This is a genomic window from Hahella sp. CR1 (assembly GCF_029813005.1).
In the GTDB taxonomy this organism is placed as follows: domain Bacteria; phylum Pseudomonadota; class Gammaproteobacteria; order Pseudomonadales; family Oleiphilaceae; genus Hahella.
This window is the reverse complement of the sequence record NZ_JAPELK010000005.1, coordinates 256,714-269,986: the sequence shown is the minus strand read 5'-3', so window position 1 is coordinate 269,986 and position 13,273 is coordinate 256,714. Positions and strand designations below refer to the sequence as shown.

Here is a 13,273-nt window from a genome sequence, read left to right as displayed (position 1 = left end):
CGTCAAGTCATCGCCATAATCGCGCCCCACTCATGGGGTTCTACCGGCATCACAGAAAGCCGGCTGCGTTTGACCAGCGCCATGTCCTGAAGCGCCGGATTCAGCTTAATCTCCGCCAGCGGAACGACCTTTTTCAATTTGCGCACGAATTTCACTGAGACGCACCACCAGCGGGGGTTCTCCTCCGTGGACTTGGGGTCGTAATAAGGCGACTCCGGATCAAAAGAGGACGGGTCCGGGTAGGCTTCCCGGCAGACTTCCGCGATACCCGCCACGCCCGGTTCGGGGCAACTGCTGTGATAGATGAACACCTGATCGCCCACTTTCATATCGTCGCGCATAAAATTACGCGCCTGATAATTCCGCACGCCATCCCAGCCGGACACGCCTTCCGGCGAGTTCGCCAGATCATCGATGCTGAATGCGTCGGGTTCAGTTTTCATCAGCCAGTACGCCATAGGTTTGTCCTCCTGTTGAGATGCGGGATGGCGGGGTCTAAACAATAAATGCAAAGCCGGGAAAATTCTAATGCGGCGCACTCCGATAACAAATCCTGGCGGAGACGCTTAAAATTCCTGGCGCGGATGCTTACAATACCCGACTGAATTAATCGGACATTGAATCGTCCCAGTAACCGGGAAAGAGCATGAAAAAGATTGTTATCTGCGTCGGCACGGTGTACGGCGCCGCGCTGGAAGCCGCCGAGGCGGTGCAAAAGGTGCTGAATGAGGAAGGATATGAAGCCCGGGTGGCGCAAAATCCCACTCTGGAAGACATCACGGAAACAGACTCCGCCGCGCTGATCTGCACCTCCACCACCGGCAGCGGCGACCTGCCCGACAACATCGCGCCTTTATATACGGCGCTGACCACGCAATTCCCCAATATCGTCGGCAAGCCTTTTGGCGTTATCACCCTGGGCGACAGCTCTTATTTCGACAGCTATTGCGGCGCAGGCGAGCTGATGGAGCACGCCATGACCGAGCTGGCGGCGGTGAAAGTGGGAGACGGTCTCAAGATCGACGCGATGGAAACCGCCGATCCCGCCGCGGAAGCCGTCGCTTGGGCGCAAACCTGGGCGCAGCAATTGGCTTAACCTTTCTCGTCGCCACGCCAGTCTACGACTACTTTCAACAGGCCATTGATTCTCAATGGCCTTCCCTTTCTCTCTCCGATGAACGCCCCAGGTTGGCGTGATCGCCCATCCCTACCTAATCTTAAGTTGTATACGCCGCCTTCGCTTCTCCCCATTACCGCCTTGATGGGGCGACGCTAATTGCTGAATTCAAAAGAACAATGCCAAATATCAAAGCGTTCCTGTTCCTATGTCTGCTCGCGCTAAGCGCCCACTGCCTGGGGGAAGCAGCGCCGCGCAACTATGTCAGCGCGGAGGATAAGGCGATACCGGTTGTCGACTACTGGCGGGACGTTACCGGGGAAGAAAGCCTGGAGGAACTGCTCAGCCACGCCGACCACTCTTGGGAGACCATCGCCGCCAACCACGCCAATTTCGGCTATACCAAAGACAGCTTCTGGTTCCGTTTCACCCTGGCCAACGCCACCGATAAGCCGAAACGTCGTCTGCTCGTAGTCCGAGCGCCTCATCTGGATGATGTTGTCTTTGTCGAGCTGATCAATGGCGAGGTCGTCCGGCGCAGCCAGACCGGCGAATACTACCCGTTCAGTCAACGGGAGACCCTGCACCCTCTTTATATCTATCCCGTGGAGCTGGAGCCCGGCGAAGCCCATGAGTTTATGTTCCGCATTCAAAGCGAGGGTTCCCTGAGCCTGCCTCTGGAAATATGGAAGGAAGACGCGTTCTACCTGCGCAATGATCGGGAGGCCCTCACTCACGGACTTTATTACGGCTTCCTGCTCTTCGTCGTCACCTTCAACCTGTTTATTTTTCTGGCGCTCAGAGAGCCCATGTATCTGTTCTACGTCATCTTTACCCTGATGATTCTACTGGTGCAGGCGACGTTGCAAGGCCGCACCTTCCAGTTCCTCTGGCCCACCGTACCGCAGCTGCAGAACTTCACTATCCTGGTCTCCGTGCCGCTAATCGCGCTGTCGGCGGCGGAGTTTTCCCGGCGTTTCCTGAAACTGCCAGTCAAAGCCCCGCGTCTGAATTACTTGTTGATCGGCATCAGCATCGCCGGAGCGGCTTCAATCGTCGGCGTATTCGCCGCGCCTCCGCACTTGTCAAAAGGCGTGTCCACCGCGTTAGTGCTGGTGACCGACCTGATACTTGTCATTATCGGCCCCTATCTCTGGTGGAAAGGCGTGCGCTCCGCTCGCCTGTTTACCTGCGCCTGGCTGATGCTGGAGTTGGGCGCCAGTTTGACCCTGTTGCTGGTCCTGGGGGTCGTTCCCCATAACCTGCTGACCGCTTACGGTTTCGAAATCGGCTCCGCCGCGGAAGCCGTGCTGCTGTCGGTCGCCATTGTGGAGCGCATCTATGTTGAGCGGAACGAGCGTCTCAAAGCCCAGGAGCAAATCATCGAAGAGCAGCAGGAACTGCAATTGCTGGAGCAACGCCGTTTATATGAGGCGACCCACAGCCATGTCACCGAGCTGCCCAGCCGCGCCTACCTGGAGCGCTTCATCACCGATCGCATCAGCGCCAGGCCCGGCTCCGCCTTTATGGCCTGCCTGATCAGCCTGCAGCGCTACCGTGACATAGACCGCACCCTGGGCAACGAAAACGCGCGCCAGCTGATGTATCAGATCGCTCATCAGCTCAATGAGTTCGTCGAAACGCTGGATGGCGTCATCCCCATCGAGCAGTCCGTACAGGGGCCGCTCTACGTGGCGTCCCTGGATGAAATCACCCTGGCGATGCTGCTGGAGCGACGCCGCGACAGCGAAGACGACCAGGAAGTGCTGGCCTTGTCGAAGTTTCTGGGGCAACGCATCCAGTTCGGCTACCTTTCTCTTGATCTCGATCCGCGCTTTGGCCTCGCGGCCTACCCCCATCACACAGACAGCGCCGAAGGCCTGTTGCGACTGGCGCGCATCGCCTTGGACGCCACCCATCACAGCAAGGGCTGCGCCGCGGTTTACCAGTCTCAGTACAACCCTTACAGCGAGCGGCGCCTCACCCTGCTGGCGGAGCTGGACAAAGCTATCGACGCCAATAAGCTCAGTCTGCATTTCCAACCGCAATTGGACATTGAGGCCGATGTCATTACCGGGTTTGAGGCGTTGATCCGCTGGACTCATGACGACTTCGGCCAGGTGTTCCCGGATGAGTTCATCCCCTTGGCGGAGCAGGCCGGACATATCACCAAACTCACACTCTGGGTGATCAAGCAGGCTCTGGGCCATCTACAGGAGTTAAGCGAAGCCGGCTACGAAGACATCGGTATTGCGGTAAATATTTCCATGGTGGATCTGGAGAACAACAGCTTTATCGAGAAGGTGCAACGATTACTGGCTGGCGCCAGCGTTCCCCCGGCGCGACTGACGCTTGAACTCACAGAGACCGCACTCATGCGTGATCCCGAGGGGGCGCTATCGGCGCTGCAGGCCCTCAGAGCGGCAGGCGTGTTGATTGCGCTGGATGACTTCGGCGTGGGTTACTCTTCTCTCTCCTATATCAAGAAGCTGCCCCTGCATAAGGTGAAAATTGACCGCTCCCTGGTCAGCGATCTCGCCAGCGCACCGGACGCAGGCGTCGTGGCGCGCACCGCCATCGATATGTCCCATGGACTGGGCTACGAGGCGATTGCGGAAGGCGTGGAGGATGTTGAGTCGCTCAATCTGCTGCGATCCATGGATTGCCGTTACATTCAAGGCTACTGGCTGGCCCGGCCAATGCCCTGGGAGTTCGCCATCGAGTGGCTGCGCACTTACGCCGCCCATGCTCAAGAGCGGGCGGCGGAACGAGATATGCGCGCCAAGTCCGGTTGAGGCGGTTACAGCGCGGATATCGCGCGGGTTTCACCGATTTTCATAACGCGTCTCTGCGGCCCCGAGCCAGGAGCCATAAAACGGTCTCGCGGCTCCCAGAACGGTTCAGTGGTCAGTCTCACCGTGCCCCAATGCATTCCCACCAATCGCGCCGCTTTCAGGTCCTTGCCCATTGAAACCGCTTCTTCCGGGCTCGCGTGCACCCCCGCGAAAACTTCCCGCGGCGCATAAGCGCCGATAGGCACTAAGGCGATATCATAAGGGCCGGTTAACTCGCCAATGCGCTTAAATTCATCGCCATATCCGGTATCGCCGGCGAAGAAACATTTAACACCCCCGCCCTCTATCGCGAAGCTCGCCCACAATGTCTGGTCCGCATCCCAGAGCGAACGCCCTGAAAAGTGATAGGCCGGCAGCGCAGTGTAAAGCACGCCGTGAATACGGCAGCTCTGATACCAGTCCAACTCGACAACTTTGCGATAGCCTAAGCGGATAAAATCCGAGCGTAACCCCAAGGTTGTCACTACCTGCACATTTTCTTTGTTCTTCACCCGCGCCAGCGTCGGCGCATCAAAATGGTCATAGTGATTGTGGGACATGACGATGACGTCGACATCCAGATCTTCAATCTGCAGCGGCGACGCCACCAGACGCTTTGGACCGCTGAACTGCAGAGGCGACGCCCGCTCCCCCAGAAACGGGTCCGTCAGTATTCTCTGATCCCCCAGACGCAGATAAAAGCAGGACTGCCCCAGCCAAGTCAGACTTTGTTCCGCCTGCGCCGCCGCTAACTCCGCCATCGCCGCATCACGATGCAGGCAATGATCGTGAGTGGCGCGCACCGGGTCATTGCCATGACGGAACAGCTCCCACAGGACTTTCGCCATCTCCGAGGAATGCCGGCCATCATGATGCCCTCCTGGCGGAGACCGGAAGCGACCGCCAACATGGTGGGGGCGATTGCGGTATGCGTGGGGAACATCCAGGTCCAGTATTTTGGTCATGCGCCAGTCTCTCAGTGATAATAGAAGTCTTCCGCCTCCAAACTATCCAGAGGCGTTTAGTATTAAGAATAAAGCATGCTCTGAGGCTCAATCCGTGCGACGACGAATCAGCGCCTCTTGCGCGGTGGAGGCCACCAGCCGACCGGAACGATCATAGATCAGGCCGCGATTAAAGCCGCGACCATGGGAGGCGCTGGGACTGTCCATCGCGTACAACAGCCAGTCATCCACGCGAAAGTCGCGATGAAACCAGACCGCGTGATCCAGACTCGCCACCTGCATGCCGCGTTGAAAAAAAGAGACCCCGTGAGGGTGCAGGCTGGTTCCCAACAGACCGAAATCCGATGCATACGCCAATACGCAATGATGCCAGCGCACGCCCTCAGACATGTCGCGCACCGCACGAAACCAGTTGTACTTTTTCGGCTCCTGCTTCTCGGGATTCAGAGGATTAACCGGATTCAACGGGCGAATCTCGATCGGGCGCTCACGGGTCAGCTGTTCACGACGACTCTCAGGGATCAGATCCTTGAAACGACGACGCATCTCCAGCTCCGATACGATGCCCTCCGGCCCTGATACGTCAACCATCGGCTCTTGATGCTCAAACCCCTGTTCAGGCGTCTGGAACGAAACCATGAGAGTAAGTATTTCCTTACCATGCTGGCGGGCGGCGACGCGCCTGGCGCTGAACGAGCGGCCATCACGAATCGGCGTCACCTCATAAATAATGTCATGGTCTGGGTCGCCAGCGCGCAAAAAATAGGCATGCAGGCTATGGGCGACCCGCGTCTCATCCACTGTGCGGTAGGCCGCCATCAGCGCCTGACCGACAACCTGACCGCCAAATACGTTTTTAAATCCCAGGTCTTCGCTTGAGCCCTGAAACAGGCAATCATCAAGCGCGTGCAGCTGCAACAAATCCAACAGTTTCTGGACTACATCGTTCATCTTGCTTTCCTGTTTGAGTAGGTCATAAAACTTTAACTGACCGCCGACCAGCAGTAAATCAACCCGCTTTTCGGGACGGCTTGCGTCGAATTTCAAATGCTCCTAACCTAAAGCAGGTCGCCTTAGTGATAAGCGCCCCGTCCTTTTATTGACTTGGAAGACGTCTAAGTATAAAAAGCAGCCCGCAGCTATCGGGCTGGCTAACGATCAATACTACAGCTTCCGGAGACCGGCAAAATGAAAAACGCCGTCAACATCGCCTTTCCCGACCCCGCTTATTCGCACGCCTGTCCGGGCTGCGGTCGTCCAGCTCAATGCGATCTGGAGAAAGGCAAATCCACATGCTGGTGCTTCTCCCTCCCGCCTTCGGGACTGACCTCCGAGTTATTCACGGAAGGCGCGAAGTGTTACTGCAGAAGCTGTCTGAACGAGCGCCTGAAAGCCAAGCAAAGTGAGGCGGACGCGGCTGACTGAGCATTATTAAAGAGCGCTAGCGCCGCCTTCAACTGTAAGGGGCGAGTCTGTCGCCGCCATGAACAGTCGATGATTCTGAATATAATGATAATCCATGTTTGGTAAACTTTGGCCCGGCGTCATTTTGAGCTAGTATGCCAGCCAAATAACGTACAACAGAACGACATAAGAAAAGTTCAACTGGGGAAGACAGATAGACTCTGCATTCGGCTTTGTCGCCGCCTCAAATCAAACACGGACTACCGAATAATGTTTATTTCCAAAAAGCTATATCGTCTCTTCACCGCCTCCTCTTTGGCCCTGGCTATCGCAGCCTGCAGCAGCACACCCGTGCTGAAACAGGAGCCCGCCGCCGTTTCTCTGGATGAGGCGAAGCAGCTATACGCCCAAATGGAAACCGCGCGCGACAACGGTGTGCATCTGTACGCGCCGGATGCTTATGGAAAAGCCGTGGAAGCCTATAATGAAGCGCTGGACCTTTCCCGCAGCAAACCCACTGTCGCCGCCGCCAAGGCCCAGGCTGGCCTGACCTACGCCGCCCAGGCGGAAAAGCAGGCGGACGCCGCCCGCGGAAAACTGCAGGCCATTGCGAACGCCCGTCAGGCGGCGATAGCCGTGAGCGGAGATGAGCTGCTCGGAGACGAGTTCGCTTCCGCCGACAAGCAACTGCGCGATATCGCCGCGCAACTGGAGAAGCAACCCGGCGCCGACAACAGCAAGGCCCAGACCGCCCTCGCAGGCGTATACCGGGATATCGAACTGCGCTCACTGAAACTGGACGTGACAGGCAAAGCCCGCAAGGCGATCGAACAGGCCCGCAAAGAAGATATCGACGACCGCGCTCCTAAAACCCTGCGGGTAGCGGAAGAGGAAATGTTGCTGGCACTGTCCACACTGGAAAATGACCGCACGCAACAGGAAAAGGCTCGTCGTCACGCCAACAGCGCCCTGACCCAGGTGCAACACGCCCGCGCCATCGCCGCCCAGGCCGCAGACTTCGACGCCAAAGACGCCAGTCTGGAAGATATTTTACTCTGGCATGAGGCCAGACTGGCCGAGGCCGTGCAGCCTGTCGTTCCCGAGATTCCTTTCGAGAAAGGGCCTGCGCAGGTCAAAGAATCCATCAACGAAGCCCTGAACCGTCTACAGCAAGAAAAGCTGACCCTGCGTCATGCTTTGGCTGAAGCGGAAGTTCGCGAGGTCCAAAGCGCAGCCAGCCTGGAGACAATGAAGCAGGAAATGGATCAGAAGCTGCTGGCGGTCCAGTTGGAGACTGACGCGGCCAAACGCGCCAGCGAGGAAATCCAACGCCGCTTTGAGTTCGTGCAGGAACTGTTTACCCTGACGGAAGCCGATGTTTACCGGCAGAACGCCAATGTGCTGATCCGCGCCCACGGCTTCAAGTTCGCCTCCGGCTCCAGTGAAGTGCAACGTGACAACGTCACCCTGCTGAACAAGATCATCGACGCAATTGAAGCCTTCCCCAATTGCAAAATTCGCATTTCCGGTCATACTGACAACCGCGGCGACCGGGCCCTGAACCAGTCTCTTTCTGAGAAGCGCGCCAGCAACGTCGCCAGTTTCCTCGCCAATGTGGGCAGCATAGATTCCAGCCGGATAGAAGCAGAAGGCTTCGGAGCCTCCCGTCCGGTGGCGAACAATGACACCAAAGAAGGGCGCGCGGCTAATCGCAGAGTTGAAGTGCTGATTATCAACGACGCCAATCTACCTTAGTTCAATATTTCCTTGGTAACTTATGAAAATAGCCATTTTGTCGCGCAATCCTTCTCTTTATTCCACCTCCCGTTTGAAGGAGGCAGGTGAAAAAAGGGGGCATGAGGTGCATGTAATCGACACACTGCGTTGTTACATGAACATGGCGACCCACAAACCCACCATCCATTACCAGGGTCAGGTGCTGGAAGGGTTTGACGCCATCATTCCCCGGATCGGCGCATCCATCACTTTCTACGGCACGGCGGTATTGCGCCAGTTCGAAATGATGGGAGTATTTCCGTTGAATGAGTCCGTGGCCATCTCACGCGCCCGCGACAAATTGCGCTCATTGCAGTTGCTCTCACGCAAAGGCGTGGGCATGCCGGTCACCGGATTCGCCCACTCCCCTGACGACATTCGCGACCTGATATCCATGGTCGGCGGCGCGCCGCTGGTCATCAAGTTGCTGGAAGGCACACAAGGCATTGGCGTGGTGCTGGCGGAAACCCGCAAGGCCGCGGAAAGCGTTATCGAAGCCTTTATGGGCCTGAAAGCCAACATTCTGGTGCAGGAGTTCATCAAGGAAGCTGGCGGCGCCGATATCCGTTGCTTCGTCGTCGGCGATAAAGTGGTCGCCGCCATGAAGAGGCAGGCTCAGCCGGGCGAATTCCGCTCCAACCTGCACCGGGGCGGTCAGGCGTCGGTGATCAAGATTACTCCCGAGGAGCGCTCCACCGCGGTAAGAGCCGCCCGCGTCATGGGCTTGAACGTCGCTGGCGTCGACTTGTTGCGCTCCAACCACGGCCCATTGGTCATGGAGGTTAACTCCTCACCAGGCCTGGAAGGCATTGAGAACGCAACCGGCAAGGATATCGCCGGTTTGATTTACGCCTTTATCGAGAAGAAGATTCAGGAGAATAAATCCAGCACCCGCACCAAGGGTCAGGGCTGAGATAACAAGGGCCCCGTTCAGTCGTTATGAATGGGGTCCAATTGCTGAGCCAGTTTCTGCTTTTCCATCACATGCGCACCGGTTAACGCAAACCCTTCCAATGCGCCCTTGGCGTTGACGAACAGGGCTTTGACGTCACACTCTCCGGACTGCTCCACTTGCCAGTCGCCTTCCGCGCCAACCGGCGGCGGAGCCACCACTACCGGACAAGCCGGCGTTTTCACCACTACCGGCATCACCCCGTAACTGACCTTGGTCGGCTCACCCGCCAAACTCTTCGCCAGGGCTTTAGCGCATGCCATCAGCGGCAGGACATACAGCAGCACATGCCCGTCTACTTCCGCGCAATCGCCCAATGCATAGACATCCGGCGCGCTGGTGCGCATTTCCCGGTCCACGACAATGCCTCGGTTAACCTGAACGCCAGCATGTTTGGCGAGAGACGTACGCGGTCGCAGTCCGACGGCTGACAGCACGATATCCGCCTGCACCTTGACGCCGTTATCCAATGTCAGCGCCACGCCGTCGCCAGTATCCTCCACCGCTGTCGCCACTTGTCCCAAATGGAATACCGCGCCCTGGCTCTGCAAGCCTTTCACTACCGCATCGCCAGCGGCCTTCGGCAGCATGCCCGGTAGCGCCGTATCAGAGGGCGCAATCAGCTCCACCTCGTAACCGCCTTGCAACAGGTCGTTGGCGAACTCACAGCCAATCAAGCCGGCGCCGAGAATCGCCACTCTCTTTTTCTCTTGCAAGGCTTCGCGAATGCGACGGTAATCCATCAAGTCATTCACTGCGAAAACCTTACCTGCGCCGGAGCCGGGTATATTCAGATGAATCAGATCCGCGCCCCAGGCCAGCACCAGTTTGCTGTACTCCACCACCTCATCCCCGATGTACAAACGATGGCCTTCCGGGCCCAGCGCCGTCACCGTGGCGAAGGTGCGCACTTCGATATTCAATTGCTCCGCCATCTTGCCGGGGTCCGCCATGGACAGTTGATCCGCGGTTTTGGCTTTAGCGAAGCCAGTGGAGAGCATCGGCTTGGAGTATGAATGGCCGTCGTCCGCCGTCAGCATCAGCACTGGCGCGTCTTTATTGAGTTTGCGGAACTCACGGGCCAGCGTATAGCCAGCGAGACCGGTTCCGATAATGACGATGGGCGCAGTATCCGGCATGACGTATCCTTTTAGGTTTCAAGTAGAGAATTGAGCGGCTTGGAGAGCGAATTAACCGATTTGAATCATTTCAAAGTCTTCTTTGCCGACGCCGCAGTCTGGGCAAATCCAGTCTTCCGGCACATCTTCCCAGCGGGTTCCGGGAGCGATACCGTCTTCGGGCCAGCCTTCCGCCTCATCATAAATGTATCCGCACACCACACATTGCCATTTACGCATCACAGTATCCTATTCAAATTTGTCAAAAAAGCCGCAAAGAGCTTCTTATTTATGGTAAAACGCCTGATTCACAGTGAGTGCATTTATAAGGTTCCGGCCGGCATTGATCAAGTCATTCCGGGGCTAAATCGTTATACTAGGCTTTGTTGAGGCGCCGGCGTCGCCAACAAAGCCGGTAACTTTTATAAATTCTTAGAACATTCATCATCACAACGGTAACTCTCAGGTAATTCCAATGTCCCATAATATGGAAAACATGCAGCAGGTATTTCAGGAAGCAGACTGCCTATTCGACGAAACACAGGTAGACCAGGCGATCGAACGTCTGGCGCAGGAAATCACGGCGCAGCTGAAAGACAGCAACCCTTTGGTGTATTGCGTGATGACCGGCGGCGTCGTGTTCGCAGGCAAGCTGCTTCCCAAGCTGCGCTTTCCGCTGGAAGTCAGTTATATTCACGCCACCCGCTACAACAACCAGACCAGCGGCGGCGGTCTGAAATGGAAAGTGGAGCCGGCGGAAAACCTGGAAGGACGCACGGTCATCATCCTTGACGATATCCTCGATGAAGGCGCCACCCTGCATGCCATCTGCGATTATTGCCAAGACAAGAAGCCGGAAAAAGTCTACACCGCCGTGCTGGTGGACAAACAGCATGAACGCAAGGTCTACCCCGGCCAGAAGTGCGATTTCACTGGCCTGGAAGTCGCTGACCGCTACATATTCGGTTATGGCATGGACTACAAAGGCTACTGGCGCAACGCACCCGGCATCTACGCCGTAAAAGGCCTTTAAGCCAAGCCCGCCCGGGCGCTAAACCAATTCACTAACAGGCGATGTTGGTTCCTTACCTCTTATGCATGAAGCTAATCTGAGTCAGTTTTTGGTGCTGATAACCGCGGCGGTCGTTGTATCGTCGCTGTTCCGGCGCATGAACATTCCCTCTGTCCTGGCTTACCTCGCGGTGGGCCTCGGCGTTGGCCCTACCGCTTTGGGGTGGGTGGATGACGTAGAAACGATCCAGGTGCTGGCGGAGTTCGGCGTGGTGTTTCTGCTGTTCTCCCTGGGACTGGAGTTCTCTCTGGCCAAGATGATTGCTTTACGCAAGGTGGTGTTCAACCTGGGCGGTTGGCAGGTGGCGGTGAGCAGTCTGGTAATCTTCGGTATCGCCCGGCTGTTCAAAGCCAGTACGGAAGAGGCCATTATCATCGCCGGGGCCCTGGCGCTGTCCTCCACCGCGGTGGTCAGTAAAGAACTGGTGCAGCGCAACGAGCTGGGCCAGCCGCACGGCGTGATGTCGATGGGGGTGCTGCTGTTTCAGGACCTGGCGGCGGTTATCTTTTTGATTCTGATCCCGTTTTTGGCGGGCGGCTCAGATAGTTCTCTGGCGGCGGCCCTGGCCATCACCCTGGGCAAAGGCGCTCTGCTATTCGCGTTGATGCTGGCGATTGGAAAATACCTGCTGCCGTTTATTTTCACGGAAGTCGCCAAGTCCCACTCGGAAGAACTCTTCGTTCTGACCGTACTGATGGTGTCTCTGCTGGCGGCGGCCTTGACCCACAGCTTCGGGCTATCCATGGCGCTGGGCGCGTTTATCGCCGGCATGATGCTGTCGGAGACCCACTATAAACATCAGATTGAGGCGGATATTCGCCCTTTCCGCGACCTTCTGCTGGGCCTGTTTTTTATCAGCGTAGGCATGATCGTGGACTTCCAGGAAGTGCTCGCCAACTGGCCGTGGATTATCCTCATCACTGCAATGCTCCTGCTGGCCAAGGCGACGCTGATCGGCGCCCTCGCCTATCGTCACCAGAAAGACAGGGCCGTGGCGCTGAAGACCGGCCTCTATCTGGCCCAGGGTGGCGAATTCGGTTTCGCGCTCTTCGCATTGGGCGAGAAGTTCCAGCTGATATCCAAACAAGCTGGCGCAGTGGTGATCACCACCGTCATTCTCAGTATCACATTGACGCCCTGGCTGATGAATCTGGCGCGCTATCTCAGCGCCCGCTTCCCTTCCGACAAAGGCCAGAGCGTCGCCCAGACTCGCATGGAAGCCTTAACCGACGCCTGTTCCGAACTGGAAGGCCATGCCATTGTCTGCGGTTTCGGCCGGGTCGGACAGACCGTCGCCCGCTTCATGCGTCGCAGCAGCATGCCCATGACCGCCGTAGACAAGGACCCTGTGCGGGTAAAAGAAGCCGCAGCCGCAGGCGAACCCGTGCACTATGGCGACTCCGAGCGGTTGGATATTCTCAAGGCGCTGGGCCTGGAACGCTCTCGTCTGCTGATCATCACCTACGCGGATGTGGACAAGAGTCTGGCGGTCATACGCAAGGTCCGCTCCACTGGCTCCAATGTGCCTATCCTGGTGCGCACGGCGGATGACTCAAAAATGTCGTTGCTACAGGAAGCGGGAGCGACGGAAATCGTACCGGAGACGCTGGAGGCCAGCTTGATGTTGGTGACTCAAGTGCTTACTCTTATGGGCGCGCCGGCCAGGAAGATCCATCGTCAAATCGAGGAAGTGCGCCGTAGCCGCTACAAAATGCTGCACGGTTATTACCCAGGTATTAATTCCCAGTTGGTCGGCGCTGACGGCACGCCGCTGGAAAAACTGCATGCGCTGACGCTGCCGGATGGCGCTTACAGCTGTCATCGCTCTCTGGCGCAGATGAAACTGGCCGCCTGTAATGTCGACAGTATTCGACGCGGTGATGAGGAATTCTTCGACCCTGCCGGTGATTTCATTCTGCAGCCTGGCGATACGTTGATCCTGCATGGATCGGCGGACCAGGTTGAACAGGCGGAAAACAAGTTGCTGGGCGGCTAAGCTTGAACGCAGTTGCAAACCACACACTAAATCAGGATT

The 13,273-nt window shown here is 57.1% G+C and carries 12 protein-coding genes; 7 read left to right on the top strand and 5 right to left on the bottom strand.

All coding sequences use genetic code 11. The features are described from left to right. Positions 1–2 precede the first annotated feature (2 nt). Positions 3–458 carry an EVE domain-containing protein gene (locus ONV78_RS14420; protein WP_279504040.1) on the bottom strand — a complete coding sequence of 152 codons (456 nt, stop codon included), beginning with the start codon at positions 456–458 and terminating at the stop codon, positions 3–5. 188 nt (positions 459–646) lie between these two features. Here ONV78_RS14420 and ONV78_RS14415 point away from each other — a divergent pair, with 188 nt between their 5' ends. Together ONV78_RS14415 and ONV78_RS14410 are read left to right on the top strand one after the other, a co-directional pair. Then, positions 647–1,096 (top strand): flavodoxin, encoded by a 450-nt coding sequence (locus tag ONV78_RS14415; protein WP_279504039.1) that lies wholly within the window; start codon positions 647–649, stop codon positions 1,094–1,096. 200 nt (positions 1,097–1,296) lie between these two features. Next, on the top strand, positions 1,297–3,912 hold the full coding sequence (locus ONV78_RS14410) for an EAL domain-containing protein (RefSeq protein ID WP_279504037.1): 2,616 nt from the start codon (positions 1,297–1,299) through the stop codon (positions 3,910–3,912). Between the two features lie 5 nt (positions 3,913–3,917). Here ONV78_RS14410 and ONV78_RS14405 read toward each other — a convergent pair whose 3' ends face one another. After that, entirely contained in the window at positions 3,918–4,916 is a 999-nt protein-coding gene (locus ONV78_RS14405; RefSeq protein WP_279504036.1) for an MBL fold metallo-hydrolase, read from the bottom strand. Positions 4,917–5,003: 87 nt separating this feature from the next. Then, positions 5,004–5,867 carry an acyl-CoA thioesterase II gene (gene tesB, locus ONV78_RS14400; RefSeq protein WP_347815417.1) on the bottom strand — a complete coding sequence of 288 codons (864 nt, stop codon included), beginning with the start codon at positions 5,865–5,867 and terminating at the stop codon, positions 5,004–5,006. 237 nt (positions 5,868–6,104) lie between these two features. Between tesB and ONV78_RS14395 the strand changes: the two genes are divergently transcribed. From ONV78_RS14395 to rimK, 3 genes are all read left to right on the top strand, one after another. Further along, entirely contained in the window at positions 6,105–6,341 is a 237-nt protein-coding gene (locus tag ONV78_RS14395; protein WP_279504032.1) for a cysteine-rich CWC family protein, read from the top strand. A 249-nt stretch (positions 6,342–6,590) separates the two neighbouring features. Further along, a complete protein-coding gene (locus ONV78_RS14390) occupies positions 6,591–8,075 on the top strand; it encodes an OmpA family protein (RefSeq protein ID WP_216739362.1) in 1,485 nt (494 codons plus the stop codon). 22 nt (positions 8,076–8,097) lie between these two features. Continuing rightward, positions 8,098–9,009 carry a 30S ribosomal protein S6--L-glutamate ligase gene (rimK, locus tag ONV78_RS14385; protein WP_127968342.1) on the top strand — a complete coding sequence of 304 codons (912 nt, stop codon included), beginning with the start codon at positions 8,098–8,100 and terminating at the stop codon, positions 9,007–9,009. Positions 9,010–9,026: 17 nt separating this feature from the next. Here the strand turns inward: rimK and ONV78_RS14380 are convergent, their stop codons facing one another. Continuing rightward, positions 9,027–10,187: an FAD-dependent oxidoreductase gene (locus ONV78_RS14380; protein WP_279504029.1), complete on the bottom strand. Its 1,161-nt coding sequence runs from the start codon at positions 10,185–10,187 to the stop codon at positions 9,027–9,029. Positions 10,188–10,238: 51 nt separating this feature from the next. Continuing rightward, positions 10,239–10,406 carry a rubredoxin gene (rd, locus tag ONV78_RS14375; RefSeq protein WP_011394749.1) on the bottom strand — a complete coding sequence of 56 codons (168 nt, stop codon included), beginning with the start codon at positions 10,404–10,406 and terminating at the stop codon, positions 10,239–10,241. A gap of 235 nt (positions 10,407–10,641) precedes the next feature. On the opposite strand from rd, the gene ONV78_RS14370 reads away from it, so the two are divergent. Then, a complete protein-coding gene (locus ONV78_RS14370; protein ID WP_216739364.1) occupies positions 10,642–11,199 on the top strand; it encodes a hypoxanthine-guanine phosphoribosyltransferase in 558 nt (185 codons plus the stop codon). 61 nt (positions 11,200–11,260) lie between these two features. Then, a complete protein-coding gene (locus tag ONV78_RS14365) occupies positions 11,261–13,234 on the top strand; it encodes a monovalent cation:proton antiporter family protein (protein WP_216739365.1) in 1,974 nt (657 codons plus the stop codon). Positions 13,235–13,273 lie beyond the last annotated feature (39 nt).